Genomic DNA, 21,059 nt, shown 5'->3' with positions numbered 1-21,059 from the left:
GGATGGTTCCAAGCGGTCGGCGTCGCACCCAATGTGCTCGATGTGCGAGCCGAGCGTGGAAGGTGAGCCGCGCCATGCAATGGGACCGATCCGGCGGCCGGCAGAGGGCTACGACGATGATGGTCCCCGGCGGGACATCGACAAGGAGCAACGTGGGAGCGAAACGGCGCCGCGGGAACGTGCTGGTGATCTCGATGTTGAGCGCGATGGTGCTTGTCACCGCGCTGGTCCTCGGGGGGCTCACGGGCGTGGAAGGCCTACGACGACGCGCACGTGATCTCCGTCATGTGCACCGTGACGGGTGCCGAAGGAGACATCGGGTCGAGCGCTTCCGGTAAGGGAATCGGATCGTCGTTCGACCAGGTCGCGATCATGACGAAGGAATGTGGTCCGCTCGTCCTCAGGCGGGGCGTGACGGCCGACAACAAAGACGCGATCGCCTCGAGGCTCGAAGCAGGAGGCTCGACTCGGTTCCAGATCGGCGAAGCATCATTCCGACACCGGGAGGCCCTCGTTCGCGTGCGCGAGAAGGTGGGTCGTCTTCGGTTTCTCGGCGGAACCGTGACAGGGGCCTGCAGCTGTTGATGGCCTTTCAGGAGTGACGGCTCCCTCGAGGTGAGGGCTCAGTCGCGCAGATTCGGCGCTTCGCCGGGACTCCTCGGATGCCGTCGTTCTTGAGGTCGCCGCATGGTCTGCGCGGACGCGACCGGATGGACGACATGAGCTTGCTTGACCTGATCGACACCCTGGACCGGCGCGGCGCTGAGGACGCAGCCTCAGCCGAACAGATCCATGCGGTGCGGTCGGTCCTCGCCCGTGCTCTGGCGCAGGAACAGGGGGAGTCCAGTTTCCCGGTCGATCGTGCGGGAGGCCGGACGGACGGTCGCGGACTCCTGGCCTCTCCAGAGCGAGCTCGGCGCGCTGGTGCTGACGTTCTCGCGATCGGCGTAGTCCCGGTCTCGGTGATCGCTTCACGGGTTGTCGAACGGCTCCGTGTCGTCACCGCTGATCGTGTCGCCCGAACGGGGGGACTCGTGGGTCTGTGGACAGTCGTCCCTCGGCGATGCAGCGCCGTTAGGATCGAGTCGCTTGTCGGTTCTTGAGGGGGGACGATCGCCAATGTCGTTGCGCATGCTGCATCCAGGGGTACGAACGAAGAACGGCCGTGCGCTCGCCGTTGTCGCGATGGCGGGCGCTGCTGCGGTGGTCCTGGCGGGGTGCACGTCCACGGATCGCGCGGTGGAGAGCCCGTCTCGCGTCCTGCAGACCGTGGACACGCGCCTCGCTGCGGACGGGTCGATCACCACGATCTCCGACACCGCCATCTCGGTCGGCGCGGACGACTCGTCGTCCTCCGTCACGGAGCACGAGGCGGCGAAGGCCGCGGGTGACCTGCCGTTGCGCGTGACCACGCAGTACACGACGGCGAAGAAGAGCGGAACCGACCTCGCGGACCTGGCGGGCTACTCCGGCCGGGTCGAGATCGACCTCACCGTCGAGAACCTGACCGTCCGATCGCGGAACTTGACCTACGACGTGGCCGGGGCCTCCCGGACGACGCCGGCGCTCGTCGGCGCTCCCTTCAGCATCGCCGCGTCGACGGTGCTGCCGGGTACCCGACCGAACAGTGTCGTCACCGAGACTGCTGACGACGGCACCGCGACCGACGGTGTCGTCAGCGCGAACGGTGACGGCGATGCCGTCGTGCAGTGGGGACGCCTGCTCGCGCCGCCCATGTCGGGAGCGAGCACGACCCTGCACCTGGTGGCGAACGTCGACGATTTCGCGGCACCCACCTTCGACCTGGCCGCGCAGCCGGGCATCTCGACCGACCTGTCCTCGACCGGTGTGGTGAACGCGGCCTTCGGGTCCGACACCGACTCCGAACTGGCGCTGCAGCGGCGCACGATCGACCTCATCTCGCAGGTGAACGAGGTGCTCGCGCGCGCCGGGAGCACGATCACCGAGGTCCGGTCGAACCTCGAGACGACGTCGTCCACACTCGGTGTCCGGACGGCTGACCGGCTCAAGGAGAGCAGCACCTCGCTCGCCAGCACGATGAAATCGCTGTCCGGCCAGCTCGGCTCGTTGAAGTCCGACCTCGGCTCGACGGTCGGTGCAACGCAGTCCACTGTCTTGCAGCAGCTGCAGGAGACGACCACGAGCCTCGACGCGTTGCTCGGTGACACCTCCGCCACCGCTCCCCGTCCGGCGATCGACGGCGAGGGCTGCGCGGCAGCTCCGCAGCAGGCGGATGGTGGCGCGAGCGTCTACGGCAACCTCCTGCGGGTGTCGTCGCAGTTGGAGGGGTACGCGACGGCGAGCGAGGAGTGCAAGCAGCAGGTCAGCGACCAGCTCGCGTCCTCGATCGGCCCCCGCGAACCAACGGCAGAGAAGTGCGCCGTCGAGACCGCCCGCTTCTCCCTGACGTGCGCACTGTTCTCGTCGTCGACCAGCATCACGGAGGCGCTCGCCGGACTGGTGAAGACCGGCGCCGATCTGGCAAACGGTCTGCAGCCCGACTTGGCGGAGGCCGCCATCAATGAATACGGGAAGGTGGACACGGGGCTGGGCGAGGTGCAGACGGCTCTCGACGCGCTCTCAACGCGCTCGGGGAATGGCACGGCAACGGTCAAACAGCAGCTGGACGCTCTCGAGGAGGCAGTCCGGGTCGCGGGCGTCGGTGTGAAGGACCTCAGCGACAAGATCGTCGCTGTGCATGGTCGTGCCAAGGCCGCTCGGGGCGTCATCGGGAACATCGGCGACCCGCGCCTTTCCAAGACTATGCAAGCGCAGAATGCGGCGCTCGCGGAACGGATCTGCCAGATGGTCGTGCCCACCGATGACGGTGGTATCGTCCCATCGCTGCCGGTCGGACCAGGTCTCACCGAGCAGCAAGCCGACGAACTCCGTTCGTACCTGACGGCGACACCGTGCGTCGACGAGGGTGACGGTGCCAAGCTGGACACGGCGATCCCGTTCGACAAGCCGATGGACGCACGTCTCGCCGACCAGTCTGTCGCCTGGGACGAGTTGATCAAGGCCACGGACCTCGATGACGAGACGGCCGGTCTCGGCGCCGCGACCCGCGAGCTGCGCGATCGTTTTCGCACGATCGAAGACGCTCGTCGTGCGGTGTACGACAGCATCAGCACGAGCGGCGGCGACGTGACGTCGTCGGTCGAGCAGATGCAGACCGCGGTCGACGACGCGAACGAAGCCGGAGACAAGCTTGCGACGGCACTGACCTCGGTCCGTGACGAGCAGGAGTCCCTGGGCCAGAAGGTGAAGGACGCCTTTGCCAAGGCGAACGACGATACAGCGGAGAAGATCGACGAGCTCATCGACGAGCAGGTCCGCGAAGTGTCGGAGCAGGCCGGAACCAGCAACGCCGCCGTGCTGAAGGCGTTCGACCAGTCGATCGCCGGCCTCCGCTCGACGTCGAAGCAGGTGACATCCGGAGCCAAGGGCACGATCGACGAGCAGCGCGGCAAGCTCGAGCGGGAGAACTCGGCCCTCGCGACCGCAGTGGACGAGCAGACGAAGCAGAGCCTGGCGCGGATCGACGCGAGCACCACGGCGTCGACCCGCGACGTCGAGGGCGCGAGCACGCTGCTGACCGGAGACCTCAACCGCGTGATGCTCGACCTGGGCGACCGCAAGGTCAACGGCTCCGGCATCCTCGGCGCGATGGCGACGAGCGCGGCGAAGTCCGACTCCGCCGACTACCAGCTCGCCCTGGCCTCGCAGAACGCAGCTGGGTACGCCAACGTGCGCGCCGAGGACGTGGCGGGCATCCTCCTCCAGCAGGAGCAGTTCCGCGCATCGCTCGACGCGGCGACCACTCTGCCGGCGTTCCGGATGGACGTGCCGGAGAGCGCGACCTCGACGACGCTGTACACCTTCACCATCGGGGGGCACACGATGACTCACGCCGTCGACGACATGCAGCACGACCGGCGGCCGCGCCAGCCGCTCGTGATCGTCGCAATCGCGGTGCTCGTCATCGCGGTGGTCCTCGCGGTCGTGGTGTTCGTGGTCGACCGGAACACGCCCGCGGCCGAGGCCGTCCCGGCGACCGTGCCGGTCCCGATCCGGGTCGCCCATGTGCCCGAGGGCACGAAGATCGGTGTGGTCGTCACGCTCGGCGACGGCGAGGGGGGCCGACTGGGACGAAGCGGCGCAAGGTGCCCTCGTCGCGGAACGTCGTCTCACGCTGGGCGGGACGGACGTCGAACTCGTGACGCGGAACGACGGCGGCAGCGCCGGCGGTGGGGAGCGTGCCGTCGAGGCACTCGTCGACAGCGGCGTCTCGGGCATCGTGGTCGCCTCGTCCGGTGCGCACGTCTCCGGCGCGCTCGAGGCCGCCGCCGACGCCGGGGTGCCGGTCGTCCTCCCGTACGCATCCAGTGGCAGCGACTCGTGGTCGACGGCGCCGTCGCCGGCCTCCACGACCGCCGCCATGGAACGCGCGCTCCGAGGCGCTGACTCCCCGCTGCTGGTCGACCTCGGCGGCGGTGCGCCCTCCGGGCTGGAGGTCGCCCACGTGCTCACCGCGGATGCCGCCGCCGACGACACCGCGCTCGCGACGACCGTCGCCGAGCGGACCGGTGCCGTGACGGCGGACGCCACGCCCGCAGCCGGTGACGACCAGGCCGATGCCCCCCGCTCCGGCGGACTCGGACGCGGTCGTCGTCAGCGGCTCGGCGGCTCGACAGGGGGCGTTCGTCGCCGCCCTGCAGTCCGCGGACGTGACGGTGCCCGTCGTCCTCACCCCGCAGGCGACCAGTCCGGCGTTCGGCACCGCGCTCGCCGACGCGAACGGCAGCCTGTCGGGCACGTTCGTCTCCGCGGGCGTCGCGACCGACGACGCGCGTGCGCTCACCTCCGACGAGCAGGGCCGTGCGATGTCGGCGTTCCTCGGCGGCGTCCGGGTGCTCGCTGACGACCCGGATGCGCAGAACCTCACCGCGGACCAGCCGTTCTCCGCGGTGGCCTGGGCTGCTGACTCGCGGAGCCATGACGCGGTCGTGGCCTTGGTGCGAGCCGTCGGCTCGGCTCGCAGCGACGACCCGTCCGATGTGACCGACGCGCTCGCCACTCTGCGTCTGGACGCCGGCGACGGGATCGCAGGACCTGCGCTCGACTTCCGCCAGCAGCAGGCACTCCGGACGGATGCGACGGTCCTCGCAGCCTCGTCGCAGACCCTCGGGCTCCGACCGGCGACCGCGGAACCGACCGCGTCGCTCGTGTGGTTCCAGGACTCCACCGCTCGCTGACCACGCACCGGCGCACCGGCGCACGAGTCGCCGGCACCCCAGACGACGGGCAACCGGACCGCCGGTACCCGCCCCACCGCACGGACCAGGAGGAGCGAGCATGCGACTGTTGATCGAGCTCGACGACCGACGTGAAGCGGTCGAGGTCGACGGGTGGGCAGCCACGTCGTGTCTCGGCGAACTCGTCCAGTCCGCCGTGGGCATCAGCCTCGAGCCCGGCACGACCCTGGCGGTCGACGGACACCGGACGAGCGTGGACACCCCGATCCGCGACCTCGTCCTGCTCGAGGGCTCCCGCATCGCCCGGACGCCCGAGGAACGCCCCCCAGCTGGTCGACGGCTGGACCGTCACCTTGGCCGGCGGTCTCGACACCGGGGCAGTCGTCCCGATCCCCCCGGTCCAGGAGGCTCGTGGTCGGTCGGGCGCCGCAGGCCGACCTGGTCCTGCCCACCGAGAGCGCCTCGTGGGAGCACTGCACGCTCGAGCTCGAGGACGACGGGGTCCGGATCCGGGACTCCGGGTCGACGAACGGCACCGTCGTGGCGGGGGGGAGCGACTCGACGAGGAGGGCGTCCTCGTCGAGGTCGGCACGAGCGTCATCGTGGGTGGCGCGGTGTTGCTCGTGCGCCCGGACCTGCACGAGACGCCGGTTCCTGCTCCGGGTTCGCTCCCGAACCTCACCCCCCGCGGCCACGGCGCCGTTCAACCGTCCTCCGCGGCCGGGGCGCAACCGGGACGTGGAGCCCGTGTCGCCGCCGAGCAAGCGGGACGTGCCGCCGGCGTCGAAGTTCAGCTGGATCACGGTCGCCGCACCGCTGGTCCTCGCCGGTGCGATGGTCGCACTGCTCGGGGACGCCCGCTTCGCGCTCTTCGCCCTGCTCAGCCCCGTCACGGCGATCGGCATGTGGTTCGAGCAGAAGCACCGGCGCGCGAAGAACCTGAAGGAGGAGGACGAGCGCTTCGCGGAGGCGGTCCGCGACTTCAGCGGGGAGATCACCGCTGCCGCCGCGATCGAGGCCGCCCGTCGCCAGGAACTGGTCCCCGATCCGGCGACCGTGGTCCGGCGCGCGCTGTTGCCCGCGACGACACTGTGGCAGCGCCGGGCCGACGACGTCGACTTCCTCAGCCTGCACGCCGGCACGGGCGACGCGCCCTGGCGTCCCCAGCTCGACTCCCGCGCGACGCAGATGAAGCTCGAGGAGGCGGCGAAGACCGCCATCGAGGAGAGCAAGCTGACGGCGGCCCCGGTCGTCGCGGACCTCAGCGACGCCGGCGTCGTGGGCATCGTCGGCGACCGCGAGGGTGCCCTCGCACTGGCCCGGAGCCTCCTGGTCCAGGCGACGGTGCACTGCGGACCCGCCGACCTGACCGTCGGTGTGTTCTGCGACAGGGGCCGCGAGGACGACTGGTCCTGGGCCTCCTGGCTGCCGCACACCCGCGTCGCGGGGAGCAGCACCGGCCAGCGGTGGATGTCCGCGCAGCGTGACCAGGGCGCCGCGGTGCTCCGCGGCCTGCGCGAGTCCATCGACGAGCTACCGACCCCGGAGCTCCTCGTGCTCATCGACTCCGAGGTCCTCACCGAGGGGCGCGACGCCCCGGCCCGGAGCCTGCTCGGCCATGGTCGGGCAGCGCTCGGCCAGGTGCGTCGTCCGGGCGAGCGGCCCCGCCGGGTGAGCGGGATCGTCATCGCGACGAACGAGCAGCAACTCCCCGCCGCGTGCACGACGATCATCACGGTGGGGGGCCGACGCGGCCGCGACGGTGTACCGCCCGGAGGACCGCACGCGCGTCGACGACGTCGTGCTCGCCGGTCTCAGCCCGGCGGACGCCGAGCAGTGCGCCCGGCACGTCTCGCACTTCGACGACCCGGAACTCCTGGTGCCGGGTGCCTCGCTGCCGTCGCTCGTGCGGCTGCCCGACCTGCTCGCGAGCGCCGCCCCCCGACTCTGCTTCCGAGCCGAGCGGTCCCGCGGCCATCCGTGCCGCCTGGGAGGCCCGGACCGGCTTCTCGACGCCGATCGGGTCGTCGGAGAGCGGCGTCCTCGAGATCGACCTGGTCCGCGACGGCCCACACGGCCTGGTCGGTGGGACGACGGGTTCCGGCAAGAGCGAGTTCCTACGCTCCTTCGTCGCCGGGCTCGCCGCGCGCAACGACCCGACGCGCCTGAACTTCCTGCTCGTGGACTTCAAGGGCGGCGCCGCCTTCGCCGCGTGTGAGCGTCTGCCGCACACGATCGGCACGATCTCGAACCTCGACGAGCAGCTGGCCGACCGCGCCATCCGGGCGCTCGAGGCCGAGCTCGGGCGACGGCAGCGGGTGTTCGCCGCCGCCGGTGCCGACATCGACAACCTCGACGCCTACCTGGCGACCAAGCCGTCCGAGCCGATGCCCCGACTGCTCTTCGTGGTCGACGAGTTCGCGATGCTGGCGAAGGACTTCCCGGACGTCCTGACGTCCCTCGTGGCGATCGCCGCGGTGGGTCGTACCCTCGGCGTGCACATGGTCCTCGCCACGCAGCGGCCGGCGGGTGTCGTCAGCGAGGACATCCTCGCCAACACGAACATGCGCGTGGCCCTGCGCGTGCAGAGTCGTGAGGACTCGACGAACGTCATCGGCGTGCCGTCGGCCGCCGGCATCGGACGGCAGCAGACCGGTCGTGCCTACGTGAAGCTCGGCCAGGACGACATCACGCCGGTGCAGACCGCGCTCGTCACCGGTCGCGCCCGCGACGCCCGCGCCGAGCAGCCCGTCACGGTCCGCCCCACCGACGTCTTCGGCGTCCCCGCGCCCGTGGCGTTCTCCGCACCGGCGTCGAACGACCTCACCGACCTCGACGTCCTCATCGACGCGATCCGCACGGCCAACGACGAGGCCGGCTACGCACCGCCACGGCCGATCTGGCCGGAAGCGCTCGGCACGTCCGTCCCGCTCGACGCGCTCCTGCCGGCACCCGACACGACACATCAGACGTCCGCACCGACCCGCGTCCCGGTGGCCCTGGCCGACGACCCCGACAACCAGCGCCAGGTCCGGACCGGGTGGGACCTCGCCGAGGGCAACCTCATGCTCATGGGCATCCCCGGCAGCGGGACGAGCACGGCCCTCGCGTCGATCGCGCTGCAGCTGGCCCGCACGACGAGCCCCGACGACCTCGACCTGCTCGTCCTCGACATGGGTGCCGGCGACCTCGCGCCCCTGGCGGACCTCCCGCACACGAGCGCCTACGTCGGGTCCGGTGCCGGTGCTGCCGAGCTGCAGACCCGCATGCTCCGACACCTCCGCACCGAGCTCGACCGCCGCCGTGCTGCGCCGGGTGGTCGTCGTGCCGTCGTGCTCCTCGACGGTCTGGCGGCGCTCCGCGACGAGTACCAGGACTTCGAGGGACAGCAGCTGCTCGACGCGCTCTACCGCGTCTACGCCGAGGGGCCGGCGCTCGGCATCTCGTTCGCCGTGTCCACCACCCGGGCGAAGGCCGTCCCCTCGGCGATGGACGAGGTGACGACGCAGAAGTGGCTCTTCCGCCTCGCGGACCCGTACGACTACGCGACCATCGGCGTCCGACCGAAGGACGTGCCGCCGCCCGTCCCCGGCCGGTTCATCGACTCGACGGCGAAGCTGCAGTCGCACGTGGGCACGCCGACGGGCTCCCTCGCCGAGGCGGTCCGCGCGGTCCGCGAGCAGTGGGGCGACGTCACGCCGAAGGCCAGCGCGGTCGGTCGGCTCCCGGGCTCGGTCGCGGTCACCGACCTCGCCGTCCCCGCCCGCTTCGACACCGAGCCGTGGCAGCTCCCGGTCGGCATCGCGGAGGACGACCTCGGCACCGCCGTGCTCGAGGTGTACGACGGCGAGCACGTCCTCGTCGCCGGACCCGCGCGCTCCGGCAAGTCCTCGGTGCTCCTCGCCCTGGCCGCAGCCGCACGGAGCGCTGAGGGGACCCGACCCGCAGTGTGGGCCGTCTGCGACCGACGCTCACCGCTCGCGAGCGCGCTCGACACCGGTGCGGTCGACCGTCTCGCCGTCGGTGCCGACGAGGTCCCGGCGCTGCTCGCCGGCCTCCGGCTCGAGCGTGGACCGGTGCTGCTGCTCATCGACGACGCCGAACGGTTCGACGACGGCGACCAGAGCATCGCGTCGCTCCTGACGTCCGAGCGCCCCGGGCTCTGCGTGGTCGCCGCCGGGCGGTCGGCGGACCTCCGTTCGATGTACAGCCACTGGACCCGAGCGGTCCGGAAGGCCCGTTGCGGGGTCCTCCTGCAGCCCGACGTCGACTACGACGGCGAGCTCCTCGGCGTCACGCTGCCTCGACGTTCCCCGGTCGCGCTGACGACCGGACGCGGGTACGCGGCCTCGGGAGGCGCGGTGCGGCTCGTGCAGACAGCGTCCGCCGCGAGCTGATCCCCTCCGCCCACCTCGGAACAGCCGCCCGGCCCAGCCCGGACGGGCCAGCACGGCCCGGCGGCCGGGCGCGACTGGCCGGCCGGCCCGGCGCGCGGCCGCGGCCGAGGCCAGAGCCGGACCCAGGCATCAAACCGACAGATCACCGCGGAAGTCCCGGGCTGATCTGTCGGTTCCGCGCCCAGATCGACCGCCCGGGCGGCTCCCGCCGAGGCCCCGACCGCCGAGGCTGCCGACTGCCCAGGCCGCCGGCCGCCGCCGATCCGAGCCCGCCGACGCCGCGGCCCGCCGGTCAGTCGCGCGTGGTGATCCCGAACGGCTGGCTCTCGAGGTTCGTGAAGTTCCCCACGGTCGCCCGCACCGTGCACGACGGCGCGACCGACAGCGCGGTCACGACGAGCCCGTCCGACGACACCGCGAGCGCCCCCCGAGCAGCCGTCGGCGAACCGCACGCCGGACTCTCCACCCGCGACGTCGGTCAGCATCTCCGAGGGCTTCCCGGCGCTCGGGCTGCGGTACAGCGGGTTCAGCTCGTCCGCACCGCTCGGCCACACGGGCACGAGCGTCACGGGCAGCGTGGTCTGGCTGACGGTGCGGTCGGGGGTGCGGACGTCGACACCCTGGAGGCGCTGCACCGGGTACGCGGTACCGGTCACCTCCTGGTCGGTCACCGCTGCGGTGGTCGCCTCGCCGACGGCGTCGAGCCACTCCTGCAGGCCGGAACCGCCAGACCCGGAACCGCCAGACCCGGAACCGCCAGCCCCCGTGACGCCCGCCTCCGAGCCACCGGCCGCCACGACGTCCTGCGGCACGGAGGCCTGCACGGTGACGGAGCCGCCCGCCTCGATCTCGACCCCGGTCAGGCTCCACGCGCACGCGGTGTCGACCCCGGTCAGGGACGGCTGGTTCCGCTTGGCCGTCACACCCTCGCCGTTCCACGTCACTGCCGGGCACTCGGCGTTCTCGTCCGCGCCGGGGAGGACCTCGAGCAGGGGGGGCCGCTGAGCGGTGCGGTCTGCGCGCTGTACGTGATCGAGACCTCGACGGTGCCGGCCTGGGGATCGACGACGGCCTTGCGCGTGGTCGTCAGCCCCGTGGGGAGCGGTCGGTCCTGCTGGTACGCGCTCGCTGCCTGCGCGGTGCCGGTGCCGGTGCGGGCGCCCTTCCGGCCGGCGCCGGGCAGCCACACGACGGCGGCGACGACGAGCACCACGACGAGGACGACCCCGACGACGCCGAGGGCGAGCATCCGGTTCGTCAGCCAGTCCGGCCGACGGAGGCGGCGTCGGGGCGGCTCGGGTTCGGCGGCGGCGACGGCGACCGGCGGGCGGGCGAGGGGTCGGATGACGGTCTGCGAACCGGCCTGCCCGAGCTCGGGTTCGGGGCCGGCGTCGACGGCTGCGAGCGCGCTGCCCGCGTCCCCGTCACCCGCACCGGCCGTGGACGCACCCGCCGAGAGAGCGCCGGCGCCCACACCACCGGCGCCACCCGCGGCGCCGGACCCACCGCGCACCACGGTCGCCGGCCGCTCGACCTCGTCGAACGAGTCCGGGTCGTCCGCCCGCGGCAGGGCCGGCGCGTCCCGGAGCGAGCGTGCCAGCCGGCGGAGGGTGGCCGCGGCGTCGACCGCGGAGGGTCGCGCTGCCGGGTCCTTGGCCAGGAGCGACGAGAGCGTCGACCACAGCGCGTCGGGCACGTCGAGCCGCGGCGGGGTCGAGGTCACGTGCCGGTAGGCGACGGCGAAGTCGGTGCCCGGTCCGGCGAACGGTGTCCGCCCGGACAGGAGTTCGTAGAGCATGACGCCGGCGCCGTACACGTCCGAAGCCGGACCGGACCGGCCCTGGCTGATCGACTCCGGCGCCATGTACTGCGGCGTGCCGAGGAGCCCGGTCGTCTTGCGGTCCCGTTCGGCCACGACCGAGGCGATGCCGAAGTCCGACACCCGCACGTCGCCGGTCCTGCCCGCGGTCCACGCGGAGTCGAGGAGCACGTTGTCCGGCTTGACGTCGCGGTGGCTGACGTCCTGCTCGTGTGCGGCGGCGAGGGCGTCGAGTGTCTCCGCGGTGATCGTCAGCGCGTCGGCCGGCGGGAGCGTGCCGACGGCGAGCAGCAGGTCCCGGGCCGAACCCCCACGGACCAGGTCCATGACGATCGCGAGCCGGTCACCCTCGACGACGAGGTCACGGACCCGGACGATCGAGGGGTGTCGGAGGGCGAGGAGCACCGAACGCTCGCGGACGAACCGCTCGACGACGTCGGGCTCCGCGGCGAGTTCGGCGCGCAGGAGCTTCGCGGCGAACTGCTCGCCGGTCGCGGTGTGCTCGGTCCGCCAGACCTCGCCGGACGCTCCGGTCCCGAGCAGCTCGACCAGGCGGTAGGACGCACCGAGCGGCTCACCACGGCCGTACTGCGCGTGCTGTCCGTCCTCCGCCACAGATCCCCCCAGACCCACGATCACCGGCGCGTCACCGGCCGCCCCATGTTACCGGCCGGACCCCGGCGCCGCGTACTGGACGTCGATCGTGTGGGCGACGAACCCCTGCCGTCGGTAGAGCGCCAGCGCGGGGGGTGTTGTCGCCCTCGACGTACAGGGCGACGGCGTCGAGCCCGCGGCCGACGAGCCGGGCGGACCCCGCACGCATGAGCACGCCGCCGAGGCCCTGCCCCTGCAGGTCGGGGCGGACGGCGACGGCGTAGAACTCGCCGACGCCGTCCTCCACCTTGAGCCAGCACGAGCCGGCCAGGCGGCCGTCGGCGTCGCGCAGCAGCACGAGGTCGTCGCCGGAGAACCAGGCGTCGGACTCGCGGGCCCGCAGGTCCTCGAGCGTCATCCGGCCCTGCTCCGGGTGCGTGGCGAAGGCGGCCGCGTTGAGCGCGAGCCAGTCGGTCTCGTCCTCCGTGGAGCCCGCGCGGAAGGCGTCGAGTCGGTAGCCGTCCGGGAGGCCCGTCTCCGGTGCCGCGGTCGGCACCGGTGCGCGCAACTGCAGCAGCGTCCGCTCCGCGGACCAGCCGTACCGGGCCGCGAGGGCGCGTGCGGCCGGGTGGTCGCCGTGCGCCCACGCGCGGACCGGGGCGTCGTCGCCGAGGGCGAGCACCTGCTCGACGAGGCTGGTCCCGATGCCGCGCCCCCGGGCCTCCCGGCGGACGACGACCTCGACCTCGTCGTCCCGGACGACCGCGACGCCGGAGTCGTCACCGAGCACGCGCGCCCGACCGGCCCGCAGGTCCACGAGCGTCTGGTCGGAGAACGGGGGGAGCCTCGCCGTCCGCGACCGCGGCGTCGGCGAGCTGCTCGACGACGGCGAGCATCACTGCCCCTGCAGCCGTTCGTCGTCGTCGTGGACGTTGAAGCGGTAGCCGACGTTGCGGACGGTGCCGATGAGCGACTCGAGGTCGCCGAGCTTGGCGCGCAGGCGTCGGACGTGCACGTCGACCGTCCGGGTGCCGCCGAAGTAGTCGTACCCCCCAGACCTCGCTGAGCAGCTGCTCGCGGGTGAAGACCCGGGCGGGGTGCGACGCGAAGAACCGGAGGAGCTCGAACTCCTTGAACGTCAGGTCGAGCGGCCGGCCACGCACCTTGGCGGAGTAGCTCGCCTCGTCGATGACGACGCCGGAGGCCTGGATCTTCGACCCGGTCGGGTTCTTCGACGCGCGACCGGCGTTGAGGCGGATGCGGGCGTCGACCTCCGCGGGGCCGGCGGACTCGAGCACGACGTCGTCGATGTTCCACTCGGTCGTCACCGCGGTGAGGCCGCCCTCGGTGACCACGAGGACGACGGGGGTGGTCGAGCCGCTCGTGGCGAGGATCTTGCACAGGGCCTTGGCGCTGACCAGGTCGGTGCGGGCGTCGACGAACATGAGGTCGCTCTGCGGCGCGTTCACCAGCTGCGCGGCCTCGGCCGGGACGTGGCGGATCCGGTGGCTCAGCAGGCCGAGGCTCGGGAGGACGTCGCCGGGCGCGGCCGAGGTGAGTACCAGGAGCTGTGCCACAGGACCTCCAGAGGGAGAAGACGTCGTTGCGCCATCCTAGTGAGCCCGCAGAACCCACCCGGACGGACGGTCCAGCGCGGGACTGTCATGATGGGGACGTGAGCGAGACGAGCGACCCCGCGACGGCCGAGCCGCCCGTCGGGCCGAGCCAGCGCCGACTGCGGCTGGCGTCCGTCGTGCCGGTCTGGTTGCTCGCGGTGGTCGGAGCGGTGCTCGTGCTCACCCTGACGGCGAAGGACTCGTTCGCCTGGCTCCTGCTCGTGTTCGTCGCGGCGGTGTTCGTCAGCTTCGTGCTCCAGCTCGCGACGCAGACGAAGGACGGTCTGGTCGAGCGGATCAGCATCGCCTCGTCCGGGTCGTTCGTGGTCGTGCTCGTCACCGCGCTCGTCCTGCTGGCTCGCTGAGCGTCCTGCGCTGTCGGTGCCGGCCGCGTAGAGTTGCGGCATGGATTCGCTGCTTGCGCTCGAGCTCTTCTACGTGGGCCTGCTCGGCCTGGCGTCGCTCGCCATCGCGTTCATCTCGGTGACGGTCATCGTCAAGCTCTTCAAGGGCCAGCGGTGATCGAACTGCCGGAGGGCCTCTCGGCCGAACTCGTCCCGCTGTCGTGGCTGGTCGGCGTGTGGGAGGGCACCGGGGTGGTCGAGTACCCCGTGGGCGAGGACGACACCGTCCGTACGTACGAGTTCGGCCAGCGCGTGAGCTTCAGCCACGACGGTCTGCCGTACCTCAACTACTCGTCCACGACGTGGCTGCTCGACGAGGACCGCACGCCGCTCGCCGCCGAGGTGGGCTACTGGCGACTCGACCGTCCGTCCGAGCCCGGTGACCGCGGTCCGGCGATGCTGCTCGGCGACGGACCGGTGCCGTTCTCGACCACGCAGAGCGTCGAGACGCTGCGCAACCAGACCGACGGGTTCGACGTCGAAGCGGCGATCATCCACCCCACGGGCGTCAACGAGCTCTACGTGGGCCGGGTGAAGCAGGGCCGCATCGACCTCGCCACCGACGCCGTGATGCGCTCCGCCAACGCCAAGGAGTACTCGGCGGCGACGCGCATGTACGGCCTCGTCGAGGGCAAGCTGTTCTGGGCGTGGGACATCGCCGCGCTCGGCCGTGAGCTCACCTCGCACGCCTCGGGGCAGCTCGCGAAGGTCGACTGATGCCGTCCCCGTTCGCCGGACACGACGGCTTCGTGGCGTCCGAGGCCGGTCCGGCCGCGCACCTCGGCAACCCGCTCGGCGAGCAGCGCCTGCTCGCCCGGGGCCGCGCGGTCGTGGAACTCGGGCTCGGGGTCGTCACGGTGTCGGGCCCGGACCGGCTGTCCTGGCTGAACTCGATCACGTCGCAGTTGCTGCTCGGCCTGGCGCCGGGCGTCAGCACCGAGACACTCGTGCTCGACGCGTCCGGTCGGGTCGAACACGCCGCCCGTGTCGTCGACGACGGCGAGACGACCTGGCTCCTCACCGAGCCGGACGACGCCGCGCCGCTCGCCGCGTGGCTGTCGTCGATGCGGTTCATGCTCCGCGTCGAGGTCACCGACCGCTCGGCCGACCTCGTCACGCTCGGCTGGTTCGCGGGTGCGGACCCGCTCGGTGGCGCCGCGCCGCTCACGACCTGGGTCGACCCGTGGTCGTCCGTCACGCCGGGCGGCTGGGGCTACGCCGACCTGGAGGCCCACCCCGGCTCCGACTGGACCCTCCGCATCGCCGTGGTCACCCCCCGACACCGCCGCTGCCGTCGCGGCCTCGGACGTGCCGGTCGCCGGCCTCCTCGCGCTCGAGGCCCTGCGGATCGCCGCCTGGCGCCCGGCGCTCACCGACGTCGACGAGCGGACGATCCCGCACGAGCTCGACTGGCTCCGCTCCGCCGTGCACCTGTCGAAGGGCTGCTACCGCGGGCAGGAGACCGTCGCGAAGGTGCACAACCTCGGGCGTCCGCCGCGGCGGCTCGTGATGCTGCACCTCGACGGCTCCGACGGCGTGGTCCCCGCACCGGGCACCCCCCGTCACGCTCGACGGCACCGAGGTCGGGCGGCTCGTCGCCTCGGCCACGCACCACGAGCTCGGGCCGGTGGGGCTCGCCGTGGTCAAGCGTTCGCTGGACCCGTCGGCGGTGCTGACCCTTCCGGCCGACGACGTCGTGGTGACCGCCGCGCAGGAGGTCATCGTGCCTCCCGGGGCCGGTGCGACCGCCGACGTGCCGCGCCTCCCGCGGCTCGGGGCCGTCCGCCGCGGCTGACCGGCCGAGCGCGGCCGCGCCCCACACCCCCCGTCCGCGCCCGACACCCCGCCCGCGCCCCGCACCGAGCCCCGTCCCGCTCATCACGCCCGGTCCTGACGGGGTGCGATGTCCGTCGGCGGGTGCGACGCGCCCACCGACGTCGCTCACGCCGGAGCGACCGCCGACCAGGGGACGCTGAGTTCGCCGAGGCGCCAGCGCGTCACCCCGTGCAGCACCGGCCACCCGCGGTCCCGCACCCCGCGGACGGTCGCGATCCAGCGCTGCCGCGGGCCGTACGTGCCGAGCGGGGCCGCGACCGCCCAGGCCAGGTCGAGGTCGCGGAGGAACGCGTGCACGCGCTCCCCGGGGACGTTCCGGTGGATGAGCGCCTTCGGCAGGCGTTCGGCCACGATGCTCGGGACGTCGAGCCCGGCCAGCCGCAGCGCGACCGTGAAGGTGTGCGGGGCCTCCCGGTCGAGCGTGACCCACGAGGCGACGCGACCGACCTCGTTGCAGGTGCCCTCGACGAGCTGGCCGCCGGGCTGGAGCCGGTCCTGCATGATCCGCCACGAGCCGACGACTGCCGACTCGTCGTACTGCCGCAGCACGTTGAACGCGCGGATCACGGCGGGCCGCCGTCCGCCCGGTGTCGGGGTCTCGAAGCCGCCGAGCCGGAAGGTGACGGCATCACGGGTGCCGGCGTTCGCGAGGGCCACGCGCGAGGGCTCGATCTCGATGCCGGTGACCTCGACGTCCGGTCGGACGCGGGCCAGCCGGTCGCGGAGCTCGAGCGTCGTCGTCGGGCTCGCGCCGTAGCCGACGTCGGCGACGAGCGGGTCGTCGGTCCGGCGGAGCACCGGGAGCGTGGCGATCCAGCGGTCGACGCGGCGGAGGCGGTTGTGCCCGGTCGTCCCGCGTGTGACGGTGCCGATCGGCGAGGCGTTCCCGGGCATGGGACCAGGGTACGGGTGGAGCGCCGCTCGGTAGACTCGGCGCATGACCTCCACGCTCGTCCTGCTGCGTCACGGCAACAGTGACTGGAACCAGAAGAACCTGTTCACCGGTTGGGTCGACGTCCGGCTCTCCGAGCTCGGCGAGAAGGAGGCGAAGCGCGCCGGCGAGCTCATCGCCGAGTCGGGCATCGTGCCCGACGTCCTGTACACGTCGCTCCTGACCCGTGCGATCCAGACGGCCGACATCGCCCTGCTCGAGGCGGACCTCGCCTGGCTGCCGGTGAAGCGCGACTGGCGCCTCAACGAGCGCCACTACGGCGACCTGCAGGGCAAGGACAAGGCGCAGACCCTCGAGCAGTACGGCGAGGAGCAGTTCATGGAGTGGCGCCGCTCGTTCGACGTGCCGCCGCCCCCCATCGCCGACGACGCCGAGTGGTCGCAGGCCGGTGACCGCCGCTACGCCGGACTCGGCGACCAGCTGCCCCGCACCGAGTCGCTCAAGCTCGTCATCGAGCGCCTGCTGCCGTACTGGGAGTCCGACATCACGCAGGACCTCGCCGCGGGGAAGACCGTCCTCGTCACCGCGCACGGCAACTCGCTGCGCGCGCTCGTGAAGCACCTCGACGGCATCTCGGACGACGACATCGCGGGGCTGAACATCCCGACGGGCATCCCGCTCGTGTACGAGCTCGACGACGACCACCGTCCGACGAAGCCCGCGGTGTACCTCGACCCCGAGGCCGCCGCTGCCGGCGCCGCGGCCGTCGCCGCGCAGGGCGCGAAGAAGTAGGACCACCCGGGGCGACGTGCGTCGCGTCCGGACAGGAGGCCCGTCCCCGGCCGGGGCGGGCCTCCTCGCCGTCAGGCGAAGTGCGCGGCGATCTCCTGCACGAGCATGCCCACGTCGTAGGGACGGGCGGTGTCGACCCGGACGACGGGCGTCACCCCGACCGGACCGGCCGCGTCGCCGTGCTCGTCCCAGAAGGCGAGCACCGACGCCAGGTCCCCGTGCACGTCGTGGCGCACCGGCAGCGTGCCCGGGTCGTACCGGTCGCGGAGGCGCTCCTCGGCCGTGGCGCGGTCGACGTCGCACCACACCTCGACCGCGCGCGGCGACCCGGCGGTGGTGAGCCCGGCCTCCAGGAAGGCGCGGTCGCGGGACGGCAGCCAGACGGCGTCGAGGACGACCCCGTTCTCGACCGCCCCGGCCATCGACCACATCGTGTCCAGGGCGACACCGCCGAGCGTGCGCGAGGCGATCATCGGACCGGCGATGTCGGCCAGGGGCTCCTTGATCCGGTCCTTCGACAGGAAGGGGCAGCCGAGCACCTCGGCGAGGGCTGCCCCCACCGTGCTCTTGCCGGAACCGGGCATGCCGTTGACGATGATCGCGACCTGGGCCATGCCCTGATCCTCCCAGGTCTCCGACCGCAGCACACCGCCGGGACAGGCGTGAGCGGCAGCCGGAGCTGACGGGCAGCCGGAGCTGACGGGCGGCCGGAGTCGTCCGGCAGCCGGAGTCGTCAGGCCGGCGAGGTCGTGACCGCCGCGGCGCCGGCCCAGTCGCCGGTCGCCAGGTACTCGACCTTCTTCGCGATGGAGACCGCGTGGTCGGCGAAGCGCTCGTGGTAGCGGGAGGCCAGGGTGGCGTCGACCGTGTCGACCGGCCCGCCCTTCCAGGCCTCGCCGAGCACGAAGTCGAAGACGCTCGCGTGCAGCTCGTCGACGGCGTCGTCCTCGTCGCGGATCTCGGCAGCGAGGGCGATGTCCTCGGTCGCGAGCAGGCGCGTGAGCTTCTGCGACATCGCGACGTCGTGTGCGCCCATCTGCTTGAAGGTGCCGCGCAGGCCCTTCGGGACGACCTTCTCGGGGAAGCGCTGGCGCGTGAGCTGCGCGATGTGCTCGGCCATGTCACCCATGCGCTCGAGCGAGGAGCTCACGCGGAGGGCGGTCACGACGACACGGAGGTCGCGCGCGACCGGGGCCTGGCGGGCGAGGATGTCGATCGCGACCTCGTCGAGGTTCGAGGCGGCCTCGTCGATCTTCTGGTCGTCGGCGATCACCTCCTCGGCGAGTGCGACGTCGGAGTCGCTGAACGCCTGGGTCGCTCGGGTGATCGCGGACTCGACGAGTCCGGCGATCTCGGTCAGACGCTCTTGGACGTCCTGCAGCTCCTGCTGGAACACTTCGCGCATGGGGGGAGAACCTCTCTCTGCGTACCGGACGAGTGTCGTCAGCCCAGGTGAACGATCGGTGACCTGCGGCTGAACGGTTCGCGTTCCGGCCCGGAGAGGGCGGCGAACGGGATCCGAACCGCGTGTGACCACTCCTACACTGACGGCATGGACAACGCGTGGCTCGTGCCACTGTCGATGCTCCTCGGCGGTGTGTTCGGAGCGGGCGTCGTGGTGCTGATCATCACCGCCGAGCGCACGGCACGGGCTGCCGACGTGGCGGAACGGACCCTCCCCGACGGCGTCGCCGCAGTGATCGCCACGATGCACAACCCCGCCGTCGTCGTCGACCCGTCGAACACCGTCGTCGCCGCCTCCCCCGCAGGCACTCGCGGTCGGACTGGTGGTCCGGCGCAAGCTCGTGCACGCCGAGCTCGCCGAACTCGTGGACCAGGTGCGGCGCAGCGGGGAGATGGGGTCGGAGGACCTCGAACTCCCGCGCGGGGGGACGGGGCGACGTCATCGGCTACCTCAGCTTCCGCGCGGCACAGCTCGGCAACCGGTACGTGCTCGTCACGGCCGACGACCTCACCGAGAGCCGGCGGATCGACGAGGTCCGACGGGACTTCCTCGCCAACATCTCGCACGAGCTGAAGACCCCGATCGGCGCGATCGGCCTGCTCTCCGAGACCCTGGTGCTCGCCGCCGACGAACCCGCGCACGTGCGGAAGTTCGCCGCGCAGCTCGTCTCCGAGTCGGAGCGGCTCGGCGCCCTGACCAAGGACATCATCGAGCTGTCCCGCCTGCAGTCCGTCGACGCGCTCGAGGCCAGCGAGGAGACCGCGATCGACGCGGTCGTGCAGGCCGCGATCGACGGCAACGAGGTCGTCGCCCGGGCCCGCGACATCGAGCTCGTCCGTGCGAAGCGGTCGAAGCTGCGGGTGATCGGCGACCCCGGCCTGCTGCAGGTGGCGGTGTCGAACCTCATCGCGAACGCGGTCAAGTACTCCCCGGACCACACCCGCGTCGGCGTCGGCGTCCGGCGGGTGAAGGGCTTCGTGGAGATCGCGGTCACCGACCAGGGCGTCGGCATCCCGCAGTCCGACCTCGACCGCGTGTTCGAGCGGTTCTACCGCGTCGACCCCGCACGGTCCCGTGCGACCGGCGGGACCGGCCTCGGCCTCGCGATCGTGAAGCACATCGTGAGCAACCACGGCGGTGACGTCCGCGTGTGGTCGCAGCCCGGCAAGGGCTCGACGTTCACCATCCGGCTCCCCGAAGCAGACCCCGAACTGACCACAGCACTCGAAGAGCAACTGGAAGAGCAGCCATCGTGACCAAGATCCTCATCGTCGACGACGAGCCGGCCCTGAGCGAACCCCTGGAGTTCCTGCTGCAGCGCGAGGGGTACGACACCTCCGTCGCTGCCGACGGCGTCACCGCGCTGTCGAAGTTCGACACGGACGACCCCGACCTCGTCCTGCTGGACCTCATGCTCCCCGGCCTGAGCGGCACCGAGGTGTGCCGGCAGATCCGCACCCGGTCGAACGTCCCCATCATCATGCTCACCGCGAAGGACTCCGAGGTGGACATCGTCGTCGGGCTGGAGCTCGGCGCGGACGACTACGTGACGAAGCCGTACTCGACGCGGGAGCTCCTGGCCCGGCTCCGTGCCGTCCTCCGCCGTCGCACCGAGGACGACCCGGGCGACGTCGGCATCCTGCAGGTGGGCGGCATCCGGATGGACGTCGAGCGCCACACGGTGTCGGTCGACGGCTCGGAGACGCCGATGCCGCTCAAGGAGTTCGAGCTCCTCGAGCTGCTGCTGCGCAACGCCGGCCGCGTGCTCACCCGCGGGCAGCTCATCGACCGGGTGTGGGGGGTCGGACTACTTCGGCGACACGAAGACGCTCGACGTGCACATCAAGCGCATCCGCTCGAAGATCGAGCGCGTGCCGAGCACCCCGGAGGTCCTCGTGACGGTCCGCGGGCTCGGCTACCGCATCGAGGCGTAGCCGCGTCCGGACAGACAGGAGGCCCGGAGCC

The 21,059-nt window shown here is 72.2% G+C and carries 14 protein-coding genes and 5 pseudogenes; 12 read left to right on the top strand and 7 right to left on the bottom strand.

Features of this window, described 5'->3' with window-relative positions; translation table 11 throughout:
• The first annotated feature begins 273 nt into the window (after positions 1-273).
• From DEJ15_RS17145 to DEJ15_RS17120, 6 genes and pseudogenes are all read left to right on the top strand, one after another.
• Positions 274-585 (top strand): hypothetical protein, encoded by a 312-nt coding sequence (locus tag DEJ15_RS17145; RefSeq protein ID WP_284175332.1) that lies wholly within the window; start codon positions 274-276, stop codon positions 583-585.
• A 654-nt stretch (positions 586-1,239) separates the two neighbouring features.
• Positions 1,240-4,488 carry a hypothetical protein gene (locus DEJ15_RS17140; protein WP_284175331.1) on the top strand — a complete coding sequence of 1,083 codons (3,249 nt, stop codon included), beginning with the start codon at positions 1,240-1,242 and terminating at the stop codon, positions 4,486-4,488.
• A gap of 170 nt (positions 4,489-4,658) precedes the next feature.
• Positions 4,659-5,279 (top strand): hypothetical protein, encoded by a 621-nt coding sequence (locus tag DEJ15_RS17135; protein WP_284175330.1) that lies wholly within the window; start codon positions 4,659-4,661, stop codon positions 5,277-5,279.
• A gap of 153 nt (positions 5,280-5,432) precedes the next feature.
• Positions 5,433-5,768, top strand: a pseudogene (locus tag DEJ15_RS19170) (hypothetical protein); the annotation flags it as partial.
• A 258-nt stretch (positions 5,769-6,026) separates the two neighbouring features.
• On the top strand, positions 6,027-7,448 hold the full coding sequence (locus tag DEJ15_RS17125; RefSeq protein ID WP_284176329.1) for a hypothetical protein: 1,422 nt from the start codon (positions 6,027-6,029) through the stop codon (positions 7,446-7,448).
• Positions 7,334-9,676, top strand: a complete 2,343-nt coding sequence (locus DEJ15_RS17120; protein WP_284176250.1) for an FtsK/SpoIIIE domain-containing protein — start codon at positions 7,334-7,336, stop codon at positions 9,674-9,676. The genes DEJ15_RS17125 and DEJ15_RS17120 overlap by 115 nt, the downstream gene beginning before the upstream one ends.
• A 292-nt stretch (positions 9,677-9,968) precedes the next feature.
• Here the strand turns inward: DEJ15_RS17120 and DEJ15_RS17115 are convergent, their stop codons facing one another.
• The 4 genes and pseudogenes from DEJ15_RS17115 to DEJ15_RS17100 all read right to left on the bottom strand — a co-directional run bounded on the left by DEJ15_RS17115 (position 9,969) and on the right by DEJ15_RS17100 (position 13,666).
• Complete coding sequence (locus DEJ15_RS17115) at positions 9,969-10,142, bottom strand: hypothetical protein (protein WP_284175329.1); 174 nt, start codon at positions 10,140-10,142, stop codon at positions 9,969-9,971.
• A 474-nt stretch (positions 10,143-10,616) separates the two neighbouring features.
• Entirely contained in the window at positions 10,617-12,134 is a 1,518-nt protein-coding gene (locus tag DEJ15_RS17110) for a serine/threonine-protein kinase (protein WP_284175328.1), read from the bottom strand.
• A 7-nt stretch (positions 12,135-12,141) separates the two neighbouring features.
• Positions 12,142-12,906, bottom strand: coding sequence for a mycothiol synthase (gene mshD, locus DEJ15_RS17105; RefSeq protein WP_284175327.1), 765 nt, complete (start codon positions 12,904-12,906; stop codon positions 12,142-12,144).
• A 78-nt stretch (positions 12,907-12,984) separates the two neighbouring features.
• A pseudogene (locus tag DEJ15_RS17100) lies at positions 12,985-13,666 on the bottom strand (response regulator transcription factor).
• Between the two features lie 98 nt (positions 13,667-13,764).
• Between DEJ15_RS17100 and DEJ15_RS17095 the strand changes: the two are divergent.
• The 3 genes and pseudogenes from DEJ15_RS17095 to ygfZ all read left to right on the top strand — a co-directional run bounded on the left by DEJ15_RS17095 (position 13,765) and on the right by ygfZ (position 15,904).
• Positions 13,765-14,070, top strand: a complete 306-nt coding sequence (locus DEJ15_RS17095; RefSeq protein WP_110824119.1) for a hypothetical protein — start codon at positions 13,765-13,767, stop codon at positions 14,068-14,070.
• A 153-nt stretch (positions 14,071-14,223) separates the two neighbouring features.
• The gene (locus DEJ15_RS17090) at positions 14,224-14,826 is read left to right on the top strand and encodes a heme-binding beta-barrel domain-containing protein (protein ID WP_110824118.1); all 603 of its coding nucleotides are present in this window, start codon (positions 14,224-14,226) and stop codon (positions 14,824-14,826) included.
• Positions 14,826-15,904, top strand: a pseudogene (gene ygfZ / locus DEJ15_RS17085) (CAF17-like 4Fe-4S cluster assembly/insertion protein YgfZ). The gene DEJ15_RS17090 and the pseudogene ygfZ overlap by 1 nt, the downstream one beginning before the upstream one ends.
• 146 nt (positions 15,905-16,050) lie before the next feature.
• Here the strand turns inward: ygfZ and DEJ15_RS17080 are convergent.
• Entirely contained in the window at positions 16,051-16,839 is a 789-nt protein-coding gene (locus DEJ15_RS17080; RefSeq protein WP_110824116.1) for a class I SAM-dependent methyltransferase, read from the bottom strand.
• Between the two features lie 43 nt (positions 16,840-16,882).
• Here DEJ15_RS17080 and DEJ15_RS17075 point away from each other — a divergent pair, with 43 nt between their 5' ends.
• The gene (locus DEJ15_RS17075; protein WP_110824115.1) at positions 16,883-17,629 is read left to right on the top strand and encodes a phosphoglyceromutase; all 747 of its coding nucleotides are present in this window, start codon (positions 16,883-16,885) and stop codon (positions 17,627-17,629) included.
• A gap of 71 nt (positions 17,630-17,700) precedes the next feature.
• On the opposite strand, the gene DEJ15_RS17070 is transcribed toward DEJ15_RS17075, so the two are convergent.
• Entirely contained in the window at positions 17,701-18,243 is a 543-nt protein-coding gene (locus tag DEJ15_RS17070; protein WP_110824114.1) for a P-loop nucleotide/nucleoside kinase family protein, read from the bottom strand.
• Between the two features lie 119 nt (positions 18,244-18,362).
• On the bottom strand, positions 18,363-19,034 hold the full coding sequence (gene phoU / locus DEJ15_RS17065) for a phosphate signaling complex protein PhoU (RefSeq protein WP_110824113.1): 672 nt from the start codon (positions 19,032-19,034) through the stop codon (positions 18,363-18,365).
• Between the two features lie 147 nt (positions 19,035-19,181).
• Here phoU and DEJ15_RS17060 point away from each other — a divergent pair.
• Both DEJ15_RS17060 and DEJ15_RS17055 read left to right on the top strand, forming a co-directional pair.
• Positions 19,182-20,350, top strand: a pseudogene (locus DEJ15_RS17060) (sensor histidine kinase).
• Positions 20,347-21,028: pseudogene (locus DEJ15_RS17055) on the top strand (response regulator). The pseudogenes DEJ15_RS17060 and DEJ15_RS17055 overlap by 4 nt, the downstream one beginning before the upstream one ends.
• Positions 21,029-21,059 lie beyond the last annotated feature (31 nt).

Origin of the sequence: Curtobacterium sp. MCJR17_043 (assembly GCF_003224315.2) — a bacterium.
Classification (GTDB): domain Bacteria; phylum Actinomycetota; class Actinomycetes; order Actinomycetales; family Microbacteriaceae; genus Curtobacterium.
This window is presented reverse-complemented; position numbering and strand designations above follow the sequence as displayed.